At 44.2% G+C, this 17,830-nt stretch carries 18 protein-coding genes; 17 read left to right on the top strand and 1 reads right to left on the bottom strand.

The window, feature by feature from the left end:
- Positions 1-192: 192 nt before the first annotated feature.
- From atpA to AC59HZ_RS20110, 7 genes are all read left to right on the top strand, one after another.
- Positions 193-1,701 carry a F0F1 ATP synthase subunit alpha gene (gene atpA / locus AC59HZ_RS20140; RefSeq protein ID WP_335445373.1) on the top strand — a complete coding sequence of 503 codons (1,509 nt, stop codon included), beginning with the start codon at positions 193-195 and terminating at the stop codon, positions 1,699-1,701.
- Positions 1,702-1,790: 89 nt separating this feature from the next.
- Positions 1,791-2,648 carry an ATP synthase F1 subunit gamma gene (gene atpG, locus AC59HZ_RS20135; RefSeq protein WP_496547579.1) on the top strand — a complete coding sequence of 286 codons (858 nt, stop codon included), beginning with the start codon at positions 1,791-1,793 and terminating at the stop codon, positions 2,646-2,648.
- Between the two features lie 118 nt (positions 2,649-2,766).
- Complete coding sequence (gene atpD / locus AC59HZ_RS20130; RefSeq protein WP_496547578.1) at positions 2,767-4,188, top strand: F0F1 ATP synthase subunit beta; 1,422 nt, start codon at positions 2,767-2,769, stop codon at positions 4,186-4,188.
- Between the two features lie 20 nt (positions 4,189-4,208).
- Entirely contained in the window at positions 4,209-4,613 is a 405-nt protein-coding gene (locus AC59HZ_RS20125) for a F0F1 ATP synthase subunit epsilon (RefSeq protein WP_496547577.1), read from the top strand.
- Positions 4,614-4,806: 193 nt separating this feature from the next.
- Entirely contained in the window at positions 4,807-6,435 is a 1,629-nt protein-coding gene (locus AC59HZ_RS20120; protein WP_496547576.1) for an NTP transferase domain-containing protein, read from the top strand.
- Positions 6,419-7,387, top strand: a complete 969-nt coding sequence (locus AC59HZ_RS20115) for a DMT family transporter (protein WP_496547575.1) — start codon at positions 6,419-6,421, stop codon at positions 7,385-7,387. The genes AC59HZ_RS20120 and AC59HZ_RS20115 overlap by 17 nt, the downstream gene beginning before the upstream one ends.
- Positions 7,388-7,426: 39 nt before the next feature.
- Positions 7,427-8,203 carry an SDR family NAD(P)-dependent oxidoreductase gene (locus tag AC59HZ_RS20110; protein WP_496547574.1) on the top strand — a complete coding sequence of 259 codons (777 nt, stop codon included), beginning with the start codon at positions 7,427-7,429 and terminating at the stop codon, positions 8,201-8,203.
- A 102-nt stretch (positions 8,204-8,305) separates the two neighbouring features.
- Here the strand turns inward: AC59HZ_RS20110 and AC59HZ_RS20105 are convergent, their stop codons facing one another.
- Positions 8,306-9,700, bottom strand: coding sequence for a sigma-54 interaction domain-containing protein (locus AC59HZ_RS20105; protein WP_496547573.1), 1,395 nt, complete (start codon positions 9,698-9,700; stop codon positions 8,306-8,308).
- 181 nt (positions 9,701-9,881) lie between these two features.
- On the opposite strand from AC59HZ_RS20105, the gene AC59HZ_RS20100 reads away from it, so the two are divergent.
- The 10 genes from AC59HZ_RS20100 to nuoK all read left to right on the top strand — a co-directional run bounded on the left by AC59HZ_RS20100 (position 9,882) and on the right by nuoK (position 17,808).
- Positions 9,882-11,216: an aminotransferase family protein gene (locus AC59HZ_RS20100; protein ID WP_496547572.1), complete on the top strand. Its 1,335-nt coding sequence runs from the start codon at positions 9,882-9,884 to the stop codon at positions 11,214-11,216.
- A complete protein-coding gene (locus tag AC59HZ_RS20095) occupies positions 11,213-11,389 on the top strand; it encodes an aldehyde dehydrogenase family protein (RefSeq protein ID WP_496547571.1) in 177 nt (58 codons plus the stop codon). The genes AC59HZ_RS20100 and AC59HZ_RS20095 overlap by 4 nt, the downstream gene beginning before the upstream one ends.
- 729 nt (positions 11,390-12,118) lie before the next feature.
- A complete protein-coding gene (locus tag AC59HZ_RS20090) occupies positions 12,119-12,493 on the top strand; it encodes an NADH-quinone oxidoreductase subunit A (RefSeq protein ID WP_223594863.1) in 375 nt (124 codons plus the stop codon).
- Positions 12,484-12,993, top strand: a complete 510-nt coding sequence (locus AC59HZ_RS20085; protein ID WP_223594862.1) for a NuoB/complex I 20 kDa subunit family protein — start codon at positions 12,484-12,486, stop codon at positions 12,991-12,993. The genes AC59HZ_RS20090 and AC59HZ_RS20085 overlap by 10 nt, the downstream gene beginning before the upstream one ends.
- Before the next feature lie 3 nt (positions 12,994-12,996).
- Positions 12,997-14,361, top strand: a complete 1,365-nt coding sequence (locus tag AC59HZ_RS20080) for an NADH-quinone oxidoreductase subunit C (RefSeq protein ID WP_496547570.1) — start codon at positions 12,997-12,999, stop codon at positions 14,359-14,361.
- Between the two features lie 3 nt (positions 14,362-14,364).
- Positions 14,365-15,465: an NADH-quinone oxidoreductase subunit D gene (locus AC59HZ_RS20075; protein ID WP_496547569.1), complete on the top strand. Its 1,101-nt coding sequence runs from the start codon at positions 14,365-14,367 to the stop codon at positions 15,463-15,465.
- Positions 15,465-16,469, top strand: coding sequence for an NADH-quinone oxidoreductase subunit NuoH (gene nuoH / locus AC59HZ_RS20070; protein ID WP_430069993.1), 1,005 nt, complete (start codon positions 15,465-15,467; stop codon positions 16,467-16,469). Before AC59HZ_RS20075 ends, nuoH begins: the two co-directional genes overlap by 1 nt.
- 93 nt (positions 16,470-16,562) lie before the next feature.
- Complete coding sequence (gene nuoI, locus AC59HZ_RS20065; protein ID WP_223594858.1) at positions 16,563-16,982, top strand: NADH-quinone oxidoreductase subunit NuoI; 420 nt, start codon at positions 16,563-16,565, stop codon at positions 16,980-16,982.
- On the top strand, positions 16,979-17,497 hold the full coding sequence (locus AC59HZ_RS20060) for an NADH-quinone oxidoreductase subunit J (protein ID WP_496547568.1): 519 nt from the start codon (positions 16,979-16,981) through the stop codon (positions 17,495-17,497). Before nuoI ends, AC59HZ_RS20060 begins: the two co-directional genes overlap by 4 nt.
- The gene (gene nuoK, locus AC59HZ_RS20055) at positions 17,494-17,808 is read left to right on the top strand and encodes an NADH-quinone oxidoreductase subunit NuoK (protein WP_223594854.1); all 315 of its coding nucleotides are present in this window, start codon (positions 17,494-17,496) and stop codon (positions 17,806-17,808) included. The genes AC59HZ_RS20060 and nuoK overlap by 4 nt, the downstream gene beginning before the upstream one ends.
- Positions 17,809-17,830: the final 22 nt, after the last annotated feature.

The raw sequence follows: 17,830 nt of genomic DNA, 5'->3' as shown, positions 1-17,830 counted from the left end.
AGCGACCGTTTAGCGACGTATGGACTGGAGCGCTTCGACTGAGATAAAGGAAACACGAAGAGCGTAGCTCGATGTTGACTTATCGTAGGGAGAAGAGCGAAGTACACTAGTCGCTGGGAGCTGGAGCTGGACATCACTCAAAGTCGAATGTAGCAAATAGAATAAGCAAAGATTTAGATAGGGGTGAAACTCATGAGCATCAAAGCTGAAGAAATCAGTGCCCTGATAAAGAAGCAGATTGAAAACTATCAGGCAGAAATTCAAGTTACTGATGTCGGTACAGTTATCTCCGTAGGTGACGGTATCGCTCGTGTTCATGGCCTCGACAATGTCATGGCTGGAGAACTTGTTGAATTTGCAAACGGCGTTATGGGTATGGCACAAAACCTTGAAGAAAATAACGTCGGTATCATTATCCTTGGACCTTTCACTGAAATCCGTGAGGGTGACGAGGTTCGTCGTACAGGACGCATCATGGAGGTTCCAGTTGGTGAGGAACTAATCGGACGCGTGGTAAACTCTCTTGGACAACCAATCGATGGGATGGGTCCAATCAATACAACAAAAACACGCCCAATTGAGCAAGTTGCTTCAGGCGTTATGGCTCGTAAATCCGTTCATGAGCCGTTGCAAACTGGTATTAAAGCGATTGACGCGCTTGTACCTATCGGCCGCGGTCAGCGTGAGTTAATTATCGGAGACCGTCAAACAGGTAAAACATCTGTTGCGATCGATACAATCTTGAACCAAAAAAGCGAAAACATGATTTGTATCTATGTTGCTATCGGACAAAAAGAATCAACTGTACGTAACGCAGTTGAAACTCTTCGTAAGAATGGCGCATTAGATTACACAATCGTTGTTTCAGCTTCTGCATCACAACCAGCTCCAATGCTATTCTTAGCTCCATATACGGGTGTATCAATGGCAGAAGAGTTCATGTACAACGGCAAGCACGTTTTAATCGTATATGATGATTTATCTAAGCAAGCGGCTGCATACCGTGAGCTTTCCCTATTACTTCGCCGTCCTCCAGGTCGTGAAGCATATCCAGGGGATGTTTTCTACTTGCACTCTCGCTTACTAGAGCGTGCTGCGAAATTGAACGACACACTAGGTGCCGGTTCAATCACAGCATTACCGTTCATTGAAACACAAGCAGGTGACGTTTCTGCTTATATTCCAACAAACGTTATCTCTATCACAGATGGACAAATCTTCTTGCAGTCTGACTTATTCTTCTCTGGCGTACGTCCAGCGATCAATGCCGGTCTTTCTGTATCCCGTGTAGGTGGATCTGCACAAATCAAGGCGATGAAAAAGGTTGCAGGTACACTACGTCTTGACCTTGCATCATACCGTGAGCTTGAAGCGTTCGCTCAGTTCGGTTCTGACCTTGATAAAGCAACACAAGCAAAGCTTGCTCGTGGTGCCCGTACGGTTGAAGTATTGAAACAAGACCTTAACAAGCCGCTTTCTGTTGAAAAGCAAGTAGCGATTCTATATGCATTAACACGCGGATTCTTAGATGATATTCCTTTAGTAGATATTCGTCGCTTTGAATCTGAATTATTAAACTGGTTAGACCACAACCGCAAAGAGGTGTTAGACCATATTACAAAGACGAAGGATCTTCCTTCTGATGACGATATGGCTTCTGCGATCAACGACTTCAAAAAGACGTTTGCAGTTTCCGAATAAGTATAGGGTCTGACATAAGTTTCGGCACCAGCACCTTATTTATTAGGTGCTGATGCTAAACATTCTTTGAATGAGGGTGGTGAGAACCTATGGCATCATTACGCGATATAAAAAACAGTATTAATTCTACGAAAAAGATGAGTCAGATCACCAAAGCGATGGAGATGACGTCAGCTGCGAAATGGAACCGCGGCGTTATGAATGCAAAGTCATTCGTACCGTACATGGAAAAAATCCAGGAAGTAACGGCGGCAATCGCTTCGGGTGCACAAGGTGTGGCTCACCCAATGCTTGAAACCCGTGAAGTAAAGAAAACGGGTTATATTGTTATGACATCCGACCGTGGTCTTGCTGGTGCGTTTAACAGCAACGTCATCCGTCGTGTCTATCAAACCATTCAAGAACGTCATAAATCGAATGATGAGTTTGCGATTATTGCAGTCGGACGAGTGGCACGTGACTTTTTCTTGAAGCGCGGTATTAATGTGGCTCTCGAGATTACCGGGGTTTCCGATCAGCCGAACTTCAACGATATTAAAGAAATTGCTTCCAGTACGGTGGGCATGTTCGCGGACGGAACGTTTGATGAACTATATATGTACTACAGCCATTATATCAGTGCGATTTCTCAAGAAGTAACAGAGAAGAAGCTTCTTCCGCTTTCGGATATCACTTCTTCAAAAGAGCTTGCTTCTTATGAATTTGAACCGTCTGCAGAAGAAATTCTCGAAGTTCTCCTGCCGCAATATGCAGAAAGCTTAATTTATGGTGCTCTTTTAGACAGTAAAGCAAGTGAGCATGCTGCCCGGATGACGGCGATGAGAAACGCAACCGATAATGCGAAAGAAATGATTAAGAACTACTCACTAATCTACAACCGTGCCCGTCAGGCAGCGATCACGCAAGAAATCGCCGAAATCGTCGGCGGTGCGGCGGCATTAGAATAGTCTTCTTAATAGTGGGTTGGCATGAGGCCAACCTTGCAGTATAAATAAATTTTTCGTGAGGGATTAATAGTAGAATCCCTCACGGATTTGTTCAAAGAGTAAGATAGGAGGGAAAACGATGAACATTGGACGCGTTGTTCAAATTATGGGTCCGGTTGTTGACGTTAAGTTTGAAAACGGTCAGCTTCCAGAGATCTATAACGCTTTAAGAATTAGTTCCAAAGCGCGTAATGAATCAGAAGTTGATATCAACTTAACCCTTGAAGTAGCCCTTCATTTAGGTGATGATACAGTTCGTACGATTGCGATGGCTTCTACTGACGGTTTAACTCGCGGTTCGGAAGTACAGGATACTGGTTCAGCGATTTCTGTACCGGTTGGGGATCCAACTCTTGGCCGTGTATTTAACGTATTAGGTGAAGTTATTGACTTGAAGGAAGAGATTCCGGCAAGTGAGCGCCGTGATTCGATTCACCGCGAAGCGCCAACTTTCGAAAATCTTTCTACTGAAGTAGAAATCCTTGAAACTGGTATTAAAGTAGTAGACTTGCTTGCTCCATATATCAAGGGTGGTAAGATCGGTCTATTCGGTGGTGCCGGTGTAGGTAAAACCGTATTAATCCAGGAATTGATCAATAACATCGCTCAAGAGCACGGCGGTATTTCCGTATTCGCCGGCGTTGGTGAGCGTACACGTGAAGGTAATGACCTTTACCACGAAATGACGGATTCAGGCGTTATCAAGAAAACTGCGATGGTATTCGGACAAATGAACGAGCCGCCAGGAGCACGTATGCGTGTTGCCTTGACTGGTTTGACTATGGCTGAATATTTCCGTGATGAGCAAGGACAGGACGTTCTTTTCTTCATGGATAACATCTTCCGTTTCACGCAAGCAGGTTCTGAGGTATCCGCGCTACTTGGCCGTATGCCATCTGCGGTAGGTTACCAGCCGACTCTTGCTACTGAAATGGGTAAATTACAAGAGCGTATCACATCTACTAACGTAGGTTCTGTTACATCGATCCAAGCGATCTACGTACCAGCCGATGACTATACTGACCCGGCTCCGGCTACTACTTTCGCTCACTTAGATGCAACTACTAACCTTGAACGTAAGCTTTCTGAGATGGGTATTTACCCAGCGGTGGATCCTCTTGCATCGACTTCTCGTGCATTGTCACCTGAAATCGTTGGCGAAGAGCACTACACTGTAGCTCGTAAATTGCAGCAAACATTACAACGTTACCGTGAATTACAGGATATCATCGCGATCCTTGGTATGGACGAACTTTCTGATGATGATAAGTTAGTCGTACTTCGTGCGCGCCGCCTGCAGTTCTTCTTATCACAAAACTTCCACGTTGCTGAACAGTTCACTGGCCAGCCTGGATCTTATGTACCTGTTAAGGAAACTGTTAAAGGATTCAAAGATATCCTTGATGGTAAGTATGACCACCTTCCAGAAGATGCGTTCCGCTTAGTCGGCCGTATTGAAGAAGTGGTTGAAGCCGCAAAACGCATGGGTGTAGAAGTCTAAGCCTGGCAGGAGGGTAAAAAATGAAGACAATTCGTGTCAATGTTGTTACTCCCGATGGCCCGGTGTATGACTCAGAAGTGGAAATGGTGATCGCAAAGGGTATTGCTGGTGAATTAGGTATTTTACCTGACCACATTCCTTTGGTTGCTCCGCTCGAGATTAGCGCGGTTCGCCTGTTGAAGGATGGGAAAGAAGATTTGGTCGCGGTTAGCGGTGGTTTTTTAGAAGTCCGTCCTGATCAAGTGACAGTCTTAGCCCAATCTGCTGAAAAAGGTTCAGATATTGATGTTGCACGTGCTCTGAAAGCGAAGGAACGTGCCGAGCAGCGTCTTCACGATCAGCGTAAGGATCAAGTCGATTTCAAGCGTGCTGAGCTTGCCCTGCAACGCGCCATCAATCGCCTCGCCGTATCGGATAAAAAATAATTTGGTTTTAATGGAACCCCTCCAGTTTTTGGAGGGGTTTTTTGCGTGTATTGATTTTTTTTGTGGACAAGCCTCACCAAATGTCGACATTTTTTAAAAAAATTTAATTTACAAAAGCCCAGTTTTACTGCTAAGATATTAATGAGTTCAAAAATTGAATTAATTCATAATATGAACATTTGGGAGGCACCACATGGAGAATCAATATAAAGTACGTGAAGCGGTTATATTAGCGGCAGGAAAAAGTGTGGATTTTGAAGAGCCGGTAAGCCTGCTTGAACTTGATAATAGTAATTTGTTAACAAGAAATCTAAATCTATTAAAGCAAAAGGGAATTGAAAAAATCGTTATTGTGACAGGCTTTAAGAAGGAATCATTTGATTTCTTGAAGGATGTTGAAGGGGTATATGTAACGGAAAACGACAAGTACAAGTGGACGGGTTCGATGGCATCACTTGCCTGTGCAGCGGAGTACATAACAGGCGATTTCCTGTTGGTGGAGCATGATATTTACACGGAAGAAGATACTTTTGATCAATTACTAGAAAACAGCCAAAGGTCCTGCATTTTGCTTACAAATGAGACAGGGTCTGGGGCAGAGGCTTTTGTTGAAATAAAGAACGGCTATTTATACAAAATTTCAAAGGATATCGCACAATTTAACAAAATTGATGGCGAAATGGTTGGTATTAGTAAGCTTTCCTTTGAGGTTTACTCCAAAATGATAGAGGAATATCAAGATAATAAAAACCCGTATTTAAACTATGAATACTTACTGTTGGATGTCGCTAGAGAGTGCAATGTCGGCTTTGTAAAAATGAATGAATTAATCTGGACAGATATTGATACTAATGAGGATTATGTGAATGCAAGAAACGTCGTGCTTCCTAAACTGAAGCGTAAGGAAGCGCAATTTAAAAAAGAGCAAATTCATGAACTGGTAACAAAAGCGTTAAATGTAACCGAAGCTGAGATTGAGAGCATCGTACCTTTTGGCGGTATGACGAATAAAAACTACAAAATCACGTTAACAAATCAAAAGGACTATGTGCTGCGAATTCCTGGTGTGGGTACGGAAGCGATGATTAATAGATTCGCAGAAAAAATCAATTCTAATCTGGTCAGTGAAATTGGCATCGACTCGCCCTTAATTTATTTTAATGCCGAAACGGGTGTGAAGATCTCTGAGATTATTCCAAATGCCGAAACGTTGAACGGGAAGATGTGTAAGCGGGAAGACATCATGGCGATGACGACGGACCGATTAAGCACGCTGCATCAGTCCAATATCCCAATGGAAAATACGTGGGATGTATTTAAGGAAATGGACAAATATGAAAACTTAGTCATCGAGGCAGGCGGCCAATTTTATGAAGGCTATGAGGAAGTACGCAGTCAAGTAAAGGAAATCGAACGGATTTATAAAGCGATGAATATTCAGTTTGTTCCTTGCCATGTTGACCCTGTTGCCGAAAACATGGTGAAAAGCGGCGATAGACTATACCTAATTGATTGGGAATACAGCGGGTTAAGCGATCCAATGTGGGATATTGCAGCTCATTCGATGGAAAGTGTGTTTTCTCCTGAAGACGAGGAATTGTTCCTATCTATTTACTTTAAGGGAGAAGAGGTTACAGAAGAGATCAAAACAAGAATCTTGATGAATAAGATTTTCCAGGATTTCTTATGGAGTACATGGACAGTCATTAAGGAAGCGGCCGGTGATGATTTCGGTTCATACGGAATTCACCGTTTCAATCGTGCCATAGAAAATATTAAGAAGGTTTTAGGGGAGGGGAAAGTGCTTGAATACAAAAACTAAAGGAACTATAGCTGCCGTCATTTCTGCGATGACCTGGGCGTTAGATACGGTTTTTATTGGAGTAATCCTAGCTCATACTTTATTTGTGTCAACAGAACAAATCATCTTTTTAGCACCGCTGATCAGTACCTATTTCCATGATGCCTTTTCAGCAGTTTGGGTAATGATTTATATGACGTTTAAAGGGGAACTAAAGAACTCGTTCGCGAAAATGAAGACACGAAGCGGCCGATATGTCATGCTGGCAGCGTTAATGGGCGGTCCGGTTGGTATGACCTGTTACGTGTTAGCTGTAAAATATATCGGGGCTTCGTACACGGCTTCGATTTCAGCCGTCTATCCGGCTGTGGGCGCGTTCTTTGCCTTCTTATGGTTAAAGGATAAACTTTCCATTAAAAACTGGATCGGACTTTTTGTAAGTATCCTCTTTATCTTTATTTTAGGTTACTCAAGCGGGGGTCTTGGACCTAACGCTACATTAGGGTTCATCTTTGCTTTAGGTTCCGTTTTTGGCTGGGGCATGGAATGTGTCATCTGCGCCTATGGCATGAAGGATGAGGAAGTAACACCAGAACATGCCCTGCAGATTAGACAAGTCACTTCTGCGTTGGTATTCGGATTGATTATCATTCCAATCTTTGGCGGCTATTCGGTGATCGGTGACATTATCATGTCAAAAGAAATGATCTATATTGCATTAGTCGGTTTATGTGGCGCAGTTTCTTACTTAGGCTACTACAGAGCGATTAATGAAATTGGACCGACCAGAGCAATGGCAATCAATATCACCTATGTTTCTTGGACAATTTTCTTCGGGTTTATCTTCTTTGGAAGTCCGGTTACAGCAAAACTGCTCCTTTGTAGTGTCATGATTATTGTAGGTTCGATTATTACAGTGGCAAATCCAGATGAACTTAACTTCAAAAAATTCTTCAAAAAGGCAGCAGCTTAATTTGCTGCCTTTTTGGCTTAAGGAGAGAGGGGATACATAATGGTTAAATTAGATGGAAAGGTAGCCATCATTACAGGTGGAGCAGGCGGAATCGGAATTGAAACGGCCGGATTATTTTTAAGAGAAGGAGCGAAGGTTGTTTTAGTAGGTCAAACCGAAGAAAAACTGATCAAGGCTAAGACAGAATTGGATGCCCTTGGTGAGATAATGGTTGTTCAAGCGGATGTTGCTGAGGAAGCGGACACTGTGAATTACGTCAAAACGACAATGGACCATTTTGGCAAGATTGATATTTTCTTTAACAATGCGGGTATTGAAGGGCCGATTTGTAAGCTAGTGGATGTATCGGTTGAGGATTTTGACAAAGTGATGAATGTCAATGTACGGGGTGTGTTTTTAGGCTTAAAGCATGTATTGCCGATCATGATGGAACAAAGAAGTGGCAGCATTATTAATACTGCATCAGATGCCAGCTGGATGGGGTATACCGATTTGGGGCCATATGTAGCGGCCAAGCATGCTGTCGTGGGGTTGACTAAAACCGCGGCCAATGAAGCGGCGCATGCCAATGTCCGAGTCAATTCGGTTCATCCGACAAGTGTGAATACAAGAATGATGAGGTCAATTGAAGAGGCAATGAACCCTGGTGAATCAGAAAAGGCGAGAGAAATGTTTGCTGGGCTGATTCCATTTGGCCGTTACGCGGAACCGATTGATGTTGCGAACCTGGTATTATTCCTTGCTTCCGATGATAGTTCCTTTATTAGTGGCAGCCAGCATCGGATTGATGGCGGGATGTCGGCGAATTCGAATTAATAGGAAAACTAACTTATTTATCTTGAAGCAATAGATCTGATGATTAATGGCAGTTAGATTGTTGAAAGCGCTTTGATATTTTGAAATAATAAAAAGCCGAGATTACTCTCGGCTTTTTATATTATACTTTTTTAATTTATATATAATAGTGGGCTGGCTGAGGCCTAAGTATTCCGCCATTTCGTAGGTGGTTTTGCACTCTCTGTAGGCTTTTGATAAAAACTCGATTTCTACTTCCTCCAGCACTTCTTTTAAATTCCTTTTTTCAATACGATCCTTCGCAAGAACCCATGTGGAATCCTTCATATTTTTCTTAAAGTCAAAAGGAAGATGTTCAGGCAAAATCATATCATCCTCAATCGTCAGGATCTGCCGTTCCAGTAAATTCTCCATTTCTCGGACATTTCCCGGCCATTCATAATCAATTAGCAAGTCATACGTGGATGCGTGCAATTTTTTAGACTCGTTGTACTTGGCATTCAGTAATTCCAAGTAATGCTTTAACAAAATCGTTATGTCATCTTTTCTTTCCTTTAACGAAGGGATGTGAATGGGAATGACATTTAATCGGTAGTACAAGTCCAGTCTGAATTTGCCTTCGTCCACCATCCGTTTTAAGTTTTGATTCGTGGCCGTTATCAGACGGAAATTAACCTGGATCTCTTTTTTCCCGCCAATGCGCATGAACTTTCTCTCTTGAATGACTTTAAGTAATTTTACTTGCATGTTCAGCGGAAGCTCACCAATTTCATCTAAAAAAAGCGTTCCCTGGTCTGCTTGCTCAATCAAGCCTTGTTTTCCTGCTTTTTGTGCTCCCGTAAAGGAACCTGGCTCATAGCCGAACATTTCCGATTCAAACAACGCTTCAGGGATCGTACTGCAGTTTACTTCAATGAAAGGTTCTTTTTGGCGCTCGCTTTGATCGTGTATATATCGGGCCAATGTACTTTTTCCAACACCCGATTCCCCTAAAAATAAAATCGCCGCATCAGTTGGAGCCACTCGCTGCAGGGTCTTAAAGATTTGCTGCATGCTTGTGCTTCTGAATAAAAGCGGCCGATCGCTGGCATCTTTTTCGCGCAGCTCCTCTACTTCGGTTTGGAATCCGGCCACCTTGGACTGCAGCTGACTGTATAGTTCCTGCAATTTCACAATCTCTGTTTGGTCTTGGCTGTAGCTTATCACCCTGATTAATTGTCCTTCCTGATTAAAAACCGGATAACCGGTCGACATGACAACCTTTCCTGATTTTGTATGCTGCAGAATGCGGACAATTTTTTTCTCTTTTAACACAAAGGCATTAATCGAAGGGGAGAGAATTCCTTCTTGTTCTAAATCATAGACAGACCTTCCGATGTAGGATCCGGGTTCTAACCCATACATAACCCAATGTTCCGGATTAGAGCGCAAAATGATACCCTTCTCATCGGTGACCGTAATGTTGTTGTTTGAGGTTTCAATGATCTTATCGAGCTCGAGTTTTACTTCTTCGTTCATGAAAAAACCCCCTTGATTTAATTTTCAATCAAATCGGACAATTAATCAATAATTAAATTAATATCGATTAAAAATTAAATCAAATCTTTCCTGAAACAACGATATTTCGGCCCGAAAAGGTTGGCATGCTTTTTGCATTATAAAATAGCAAAACTACTTTTTAGGGAAGGAAGTTTAAAACATGGAAAAATACATCAAGGAACTAGAAGAATTAGATAAAAAGCATTTTTTGCATCCGACTTCACCGATCCAGCAGCAACAGGCAGATGGCCCTGGCTTTATTTTTACAAAGGGTGAAGGTGTATATTTGGAAGATATTAAAGGAACTAGGGTTATAGATGGCATGTCTTCTTTGTGGAATGTGAATATTGGGCATGGCCGGGAGGAAATCGGAAAAGCAGCGATGGAACAAATGTCCAAATTAGCATTTAACTCGTGTTTTTCAACCTACAGTAATGAACCAGCCATCCGCTTGGCAGCGAAATTGGCAGAAATCGCACCGGGGGATTTAACGGCAACGTTTTTTACTTCAGGAGGTTCGGAATCTAATGATACGGCTTATAAGCTGGCCCGGCATTATTGGATATTAAAGGGGCAGCCGGAAAAGAAGAAAATCATCACAAGATCGAGGTCCTACCACGGGGTGGCAATGGGGGCAACGAGCGCAACAGGTTTAAAGCCGTTCCGGGATTTTACGAATTCATTAGCTCCTGATTTTTATTATGTAGATCATTTTTCAACGTCCGCATTACGCGAGTTAATCGAACAGGAAGGCGCTGACACAATTGCTGCTTTTGTTGCCGAACCAGTTCAGGGTGCCGGCGGCGTCCATATCGCACCTAAAAACTATTTCAAAGAAGTCAGGGAGATTTGTGACCAATACGGGATATTATGGATTACGGATGAAGTCATAACAGGATTTGGGCGGACAGGCACCTATTTTGGAATTGAGCATTATGACGTTGCGCCTGATATGATGTGCTTTGCAAAAGGCGTAACAAGCGGCTATGCCCAGTTGGGCGGTGTGATGATTTCAGAAAAAATGCACCAAGACTTTAAAGAGCTCTCTACAGGCACATTATTGCATGGGTATACTTACAGCGGTCATGCGATGGCTTGCAGTGTGGGCTTGAAAAATCTTGAAATCATCGAACGCGAAAATTTGATTGAAAATGCGAAGCAAATGGGTGCGGAAATGCTGGCAGGATTTAAGCAGCTGCAAAGTAAACATAGCATGATTGGTGAAGTTAGGGCCTTGGGTCTTATGGGTGCGATTGAAATTGTGAAAGATCAGCATACAAACGAGCGTTTCACCGCTCCGCTCGCTCCAGTGATTGTTTCGGAAGCTGCTAAAAGGGGAGTGGTAGTCCGTGCCGTCGTTTTTGATGGCCAGGACACGATTGTATTTGCCCCGCCGTTAATCATTAACCAAGAAGAAATGGAACAAATGATGAAGGTTTTATCAGAGACTATATTGGCAGTGGAAAACACCATTAAGCAGGGGATGAGGGGATGAAAAAGGATTTATATATTAATGGGACTTGGAAAGAAGCCAAAAAGTATACGTCATTGGTATCGCCCTATAGCGGCGAAGAAATTGCCCTTGTTCCAGCGGCAGATGAAGAGGAGGCAAATCTAGCCATAGAGGCTGCGTATCAAGCAAGAGCGGAGTGGGCCGAGAAGGCGTGAAGTATGCGATTGAGGAAATGACGGAAAAGAAACTGGTTATTTTTAATCGGAATTGATTATTTTATTGGGTCAGGCTGGGCGTTTAGCCTGGCCTTTTTCTACTTTTCAAAGACAAGTTGACGTGAAAACTGCATGAAAAGCAGTTTTTGGAATAGGATTGTAGGGGAAGGGTTGGCCAGAGTGGAGATTATTCTTAAAAGGTTGAAAAAAGGTGGACAATTAATGACAAATCTCACTGATTAAATTCTTATTTTGGTGTTTAATAAGGGTTGTTGTCGAATTCGAAACGGGTTCTTGCGAACCCTTTGCTAGGCACGTCATCTTCCGCTGACGCTTCAGATCACGTGCGCTTAGTGCCTCCGCTTAACAAGCATGTGCCAATTCGCTCTTGCGTCATCTCTGGAGCGATTCAGGGAGCATTTCAGCGAGATCACGCAAACGCTCAAAGGGGGACCCCTGTCGACTGACTAGTTCAGTTGTAAATTGGAATTCTACCGCCATGTGCTCACGCACATTGCGCTTCCGCTGACGCTGCAGCTTGCAAAAATTCCCCAATTTAAGGCCTTTCTGTGAGCGAGCTCCCAAGGCCTTAAATTGGGAAATTTTCGCGGCGGTAGAATACCAATTTTTATCAATAAGGCTTGTCGACAGGGGTTTGTAACAATGCTATAATGAATTCGGTTACAATATTCATAAGTATGAAAATTTTCAACATTGGAGGGGATAGACATGGAACTTTTGAATGTATATCAGAATAATTATCTGATAGTTTTTGTGTTCCTATGTCTTGGGGTGTTGCTGCCGGTGGTGGCATTATATTTAGGTAAGCTTCTGCGTCCGCATAAACCTGATGATGCGAAGTATACCACATATGAGAGCGGTATTGAGCCATTTCACGATTCCCGTGTACAGTTCAATGTCCGCTATTATATTTTTGCCCTAATGTTTGTTATTTTTGATGTGGAGACGGTGTTTTTATATCCATGGGCGGTGGCCTATGATAAGTTAGGACTATTTGCATTAGTCGAAATGTTAATTTTCGTGGTTATGCTGGTAATTGGCTTAATCTACGCATGGAAAAAGAAGGTGCTAAAATGGATTTAAAATTGGACCTTTCACCAGAGGAAATGAAAGAGTTAGAACGAAATGTATTTTTCGCGACGCTGGAGCAAATTAAGGCATGGGCCCGAAGTAATTCTTTGTGGCCAATGACATTTGGTCTGGCTTGTTGTGCGATTGAGATGATGGGCGTGGGCGGCGCGAATTATGACTTGGACCGTTTTGGTTCCTTTTTCCGTACGTCGCCGAGACAGTCGGATTGCATGATTGTGTCTGGTACAGTGACGAAAAAAATGGCGCCGATTGTAAAGCGTTTATATGATCAAATGCCGGAGCCGAAGTGGGTTATTGCGATGGGGTCATGTGCAACTGCAGGCGGGCCGTATATCAAGTCGTATTCCGTTGTTAAGGGAGTCGACCAAATCGTCCCTGTTGATGTGTATATTCCAGGCTGCCCACCGAACCCAGCGGCATTAATTTATGGAATTAATAAGTTAAAGGAAAAGATTCGTTATGAGGCGAAGACTGGGAAGAAGGTGATCTAACCGATGAGCGGGGAAAAGGATCTCGAGCAATTAAAGAAAGAGGCAGCTGAGAAAGCGAAGGCCGCGGCACTGGCGAAGCGTCAGGCGAAGGCAGCAGGTGAAGCGGCGCCGAAACCAGCAGCCGAAGCACCAAAGCCAGCAGCAGAAGAGGCACCGAAAGCATCTGGCGGGGATGCCGATGATTTAGCGAAGAAAAAAGCAGCGGCAGCAGCGAAGGCGAAGGCGGCTGCACTAGCGAAGAAGAAGCGTGAAGGCATTGTGGATGAGCCAGCTGAACCGGTTCAAGAAGCACAAGCTCCGGCAGAAGAGATGGCCGCACCGCAAGCCTCATCGAACGACGCTGATGATCTTGCAAAGAGAAAAGCAGAAGCCGTAGCGAAAGCCAAAGCAGCAGCAGCGGCGAAACGGAAAGCGATGGAGCAGGCAAGCGGCGAAGCCCAAGCGGCACCGGAAGCACCAGCTGCAGAAACTGCGTCTGATGCAGGCGACGACGACTTAGCAAAGAAAAAAGCGGCTGCCGTAGCGAAAGCCAAAGCGGCAGCAGCGGCGAAACGAAAAGCGATGGAGCTAGCCGGCGGCGAGGCCCCAGCGGCCGTATCGGGTGGCGATACAGGAGCGGACGCAACTGATGATGCGAAAGCAAAGGCGGCAGCAGCAGCGAAAGCGAAAGCAGCGGCAGCAGCCAAAGCGAAGGCAGCAGCGGCGGCAAAGGCGAAAGTGGCCGTATCGGGTGGCGATACAGGAGCGGACGCAACTGATGATGAAAAAGCGAAAGCAAAGGCAGCGGCAGTAGCGAAGGCCAAAGCAGCGGCGGCAGCCAAAGCGAAAGCAGCAGCGGCAGGGAAAGTGGGCGATACAGCGCCAGCCGCATCAGAAACCGCAGCACCGTCAGTCAATCAGCCATATTTAGATAAATATATGAAGGTAATTGCTGAAAATCTGGGTGCCGATGTTTTAGAAGATTCTTATATTAATAAACTATCCAAAGATGTTCCGACCCTTGTGGCAAAGCGTGATACATATTTTAAGCTGGCTCAATTTTTAAAATATAATGAGCTACTCGGATTTGATTATCTCTCTGAGCTGCACGGAACGGATTTTGTGACGCATATGGAAGTATATGTTCACTTATTCTCATACAAAAATCGCCAATCGGTGGCGTTAAAAGTGAAGATAGACCGTGATGAACCAACAATTGAATCCTTGCAGCCGATTTGGGCAGGCGCCGACTGGCCTGAATGCGAGGCATATGACTTATTAGGAATTAAGTTTACCGGACACCCGGATTTGCATCGGATTTTGCTTGGAGAAGAATGGGTTGGCCATCCACTGCGTAAAGATTATGAACAGTATGATGTGGAGGTGTAGCGGGTGATCAGAACAGAAGAAATGCTATTAAACGTCGGTCCACAGCACCCGAGTACGCATGGAGTATTTCGGCTTGTAGTTAAAATCGATGGCGAGATCATTACGGAAGCAAAACCTGTCATCGGTTACTTACACCGCGGTACAGAAAAATTGGCCGAGAATTTACAATACACACAAATTATTCCTTATACCGACCGGATGGACTATTTGTCAGCGATGACCAATAACTATGTTATCTGTCATGCTGTTGAGACGATGATGGGGATCCAAGTTCCGGAGCGCGCCGACTTCCTTCGCGTCATGGCAATGGAATTGGGTCGAATCGCCAGCCATCTTGTGGCATGGGGCACCTACCTACTGGACCTTGGTGCGACGAGCCCGTTCATCTATGCATTCCGTGACCGCGAAATGATTATCAATATGCTCAATGAACTATCTGGGGCGCGCTTGACCTTCAACTATATGCGTGTTGGCGGCGTGAAGTGGGATGCTCCGGAAGGCTGGGTGGAAAAAGTACGGGATTTTGTTCCGTATATGCGCGAGCAAGTCGAGGGCTATCATGATCTTGTAACTGGAAATGAAATTTTCCTTGACCGGGTAACGGGTGTAGGAAGATACACGAAAGAGGACGCCATTAACTATTCCTTGAGCGGTCCAAACCTTCGCTGTACCGGCGTGAAGTGGGATCTCCGTAAAGATGAGCCATATTCCATATATGACCGTTTTGATTTTGACGTGGTGACCGAGGAAAGCGGCGACTGCCTGGCACGCTATAAGGTGCGAATGGGCGAGGTTTCACAATCATTAAATATCCTTGAGCAGGCTTGTGAACAATTTCCTGCGGAAGGTGAAATTTTAGCAAAAGTACCGAAAATCATTAAAGCGCCTAAAGGTGAAGCGTTTGTTAGAATTGAATCACCACGCGGCGAAATTGGCTGTTATATCTCAAGCGACGGCAAAAAAGAACCGTATCGCCTGAAGTTTAGAAGACCATCATTCTATAATCTGCAAATTCTCCCGAAATTATTAGTAGGTGAAAATATTGCAAACCTGATTGCTATATTAGGGGCAGTTGATATTGTCCTTGGGGAGGTGGACGGTTAATGGTACAAGATCTACTCCATTCGAGTCCAGGTTTAGCCAACTTTGCAATCTTCTTTTTACTAGGGGTTGTCTTGCTGTTAGTCGTATTAGGCTTCGTAACATATGGGATTTTAGCCGAGCGGAAGGTTATGGGTTACATGCAGCTCCGCCACGGTCCAAACCAGCTTGGCGGTAACTGGGGCTTATTGCAGACCGTCGCTGACGTTTTGAAGCTTTTACTAAAAGAAGACATTATTCCGAAACTGGCAGACCGTCCGTTATTTATCCTGGCGCCAGTCATTGCCTTTGCCCCGTCCTTCATGGTACTGGCAACGATTCCGTTTACTGATAAGTTTCAATTTGCGGATATCGGGGTGGGATTGCTTTATTACATTGCGGTTTCTGGTTTGACAACCTTTGGCGCCTTGCTTGGCGGCTGGGGCTCTAATAACAAGTACGCCCTTTTAGGCGGCGCGCGGGCAGCAGCACAGATGATTTCATATGAAATCCCGCTTGTTATGTCCGTTCTTGGTGTCATTCTTTTATCAGGAAGCTTAAATTTAAATGATATCGTCCATGCGCAAAAGGGCGGCTGGTTCATCCTGTTGCAGCCGATTGGCTTCATTGTGTTCTTTATTGCTTCGGTTGCCGAATTAAACCGGACGCCGTTTGATTTGCCGGAAGCGGAATCCGAGCTTGTCGCTGGATTTCACGTTGAATACTCCGGCTTCCGCTTTGCCTTCTTTATGCTAGCGGAGTATGTGTATCTATTTGCCATGTCGGCCCTGATTACAGTCATTTTCCTAGGAGGCTGGCTGCCGCCATTTGCGTTCCTTGGCTTTATTCCAGGTGCGGTATGGTTCTCACTTAAGTTCTGTGTGGTCATCTTTGTATACTTGTGGCTTCGCAGTACGCTGCCGCGTTTCCGAGTTGACCGTTTAATGGAGTTTGGCTGGAAAGTGCTGCTTCCAGTGGCGCTAGGAAACATCTTCCTGACAGCCTTGATCAAATCATTATTTTTCTAAAAAGAAATCATTAGATCTTGTTCGAAAGGTCGTATCGCCTAGCGATACGCTGGCCGCAATAACAATTTTTAAAAGGTAAAAGGGGTGAAAAACGTGCTTGGAATAGCAAAAGGCTTGAAATATACCCTAAAACAATTATCACGCGAAAAAGTCACTTATGACTATCCAAATAAGCCGCTTCCACTGCCGGACCGCTTCCGCGGGATTCAGAAGTTTTATCCGGAAAAGTGTATTGTGTGCAATCAATGTATGAACATTTGTCCGACAGAATGTATCAACCTGACAGGTAAAAAACATCCCGATCCGGCGAAAAAGGGGAAAATCATCGATACGTATGACATCAACTTCGAGATTTGCATCCTTTGTGACCTATGTACGGAGGTTTGCCCGACAGAAGCGATTATCATGACGAATAATTTCGAGCTCGCTGAATACAGTCGCGATATGTTATTTAAAAACCTCGAATGGTTGGATGAAAACGACGAAAACATACGGAAGGAGAATAAAGCATGACCTTCTCAGGCGAATTTCTCGCTTTTATGGGACTCGCACTTGTGGCGATCATCGGCGGCGTGCTTCTTTTGAACCTTACCAAAGTTGTTCATATGGTCGTTGCCCTCATCTTCACGTTCGTAGCTATTGCCGGAATTTATGTGCTGCTGTCCGCGGAATTTGTCGCAGCTGTGCAAATCTTAATTTATTCAGGTGCCATTACGATCATTATGCTGTTTGGCATCATGTTAACGAGGCATAACGATGAAAGTGAATCAAAAGCAGGCAAATGGAGAAAGTTTCTTTTATTTTTAGGTGTCCTAGGTTTTGCTTTTGCCGTTTACCTTGGCATCTACAATTTCAATATTGATCAAGTTCCAACTACATTGCATGAAAACAACACGATGCAAATCGGTCAGGCACTATACTCAAAACATATTATTCCATTTGAGTTAGTCTCTGTTTTACTTTTAGTCGCGTTGGTTGGTTCCATTGTCTTGGCAAAAAAAGAGGATAAGGAGGCGGATAAGGAATGAGTTCAGTTCCCGCTTCAGCCTTCCTGGCACTAGCACTAATTTTATTTTGCATCGGCTTATATGGTGCATTAACGAAGAGAAACACGGTTATCGTTCTCATTTCGATCGAATTAATGCTGAACGCCGTGAATATTAACCTGGTAACCTTCAGCAAATACGGCATGGCGCCATCGATTACAGGCCAAATCTTTGCCCTGTTTGCGATCAGCGTTGCCGCAGCGGAGGCAGCGGTTGGTCTTGCGATCCTTATCGCACTATACCGCACAAAGAAAACCGTCAACATCGACGAAATGGACACAATGAAAAATTAAAAAAACCTTGGTGCCAGTCGCT

It is taken from the genome of Neobacillus sp. DZ-9 (assembly GCF_059587065.1).
The sequence above is the reverse complement of the archived record's forward strand: the minus strand, read 5'-3'. Positions and strand labels throughout refer to the sequence as shown.

Coding starts and splice junctions, on each gene's coding strand:
- atpA (WP_335445373.1), top strand. CDS start 193: ATGAGCATCAAAGCTGAAGAAATCAGTGCCCTGATAAAGAAGCAGATT.
- atpG (WP_496547579.1), top strand. CDS start 1,791: ATGGCATCATTACGCGATATAAAAAACAGTATTAATTCTACGAAAAAG.
- atpD (WP_496547578.1), top strand. CDS start 2,767: ATGAACATTGGACGCGTTGTTCAAATTATGGGTCCGGTTGTTGACGTT.
- AC59HZ_RS20125 (WP_496547577.1), top strand. CDS start 4,209: ATGAAGACAATTCGTGTCAATGTTGTTACTCCCGATGGCCCGGTGTAT.
- AC59HZ_RS20120 (WP_496547576.1), top strand. CDS start 4,807: ATGGAGAATCAATATAAAGTACGTGAAGCGGTTATATTAGCGGCAGGA.
- AC59HZ_RS20110 (WP_496547574.1), top strand. CDS start 7,427: ATGGTTAAATTAGATGGAAAGGTAGCCATCATTACAGGTGGAGCAGGC.
- AC59HZ_RS20105 (WP_496547573.1), bottom strand. CDS start 9,700: ATGAACGAAGAAGTAAAACTCGAGCTCGATAAGATCATTGAAACCTCA.
- AC59HZ_RS20100 (WP_496547572.1), top strand. CDS start 9,882: ATGGAAAAATACATCAAGGAACTAGAAGAATTAGATAAAAAGCATTTT.
- AC59HZ_RS20095 (WP_496547571.1), top strand. CDS start 11,213: ATGAAAAAGGATTTATATATTAATGGGACTTGGAAAGAAGCCAAAAAG.
- AC59HZ_RS20090 (WP_223594863.1), top strand. CDS start 12,119: ATGGAACTTTTGAATGTATATCAGAATAATTATCTGATAGTTTTTGTG.
- AC59HZ_RS20085 (WP_223594862.1), top strand. CDS start 12,484: ATGGATTTAAAATTGGACCTTTCACCAGAGGAAATGAAAGAGTTAGAA.
- AC59HZ_RS20080 (WP_496547570.1), top strand. CDS start 12,997: ATGAGCGGGGAAAAGGATCTCGAGCAATTAAAGAAAGAGGCAGCTGAG.
- nuoH (WP_430069993.1), top strand. CDS start 15,465: ATGGTACAAGATCTACTCCATTCGAGTCCAGGTTTAGCCAACTTTGCA.
- AC59HZ_RS20060 (WP_496547568.1), top strand. CDS start 16,979: ATGACCTTCTCAGGCGAATTTCTCGCTTTTATGGGACTCGCACTTGTG.
- nuoK (WP_223594854.1), top strand. CDS start 17,494: ATGAGTTCAGTTCCCGCTTCAGCCTTCCTGGCACTAGCACTAATTTTA.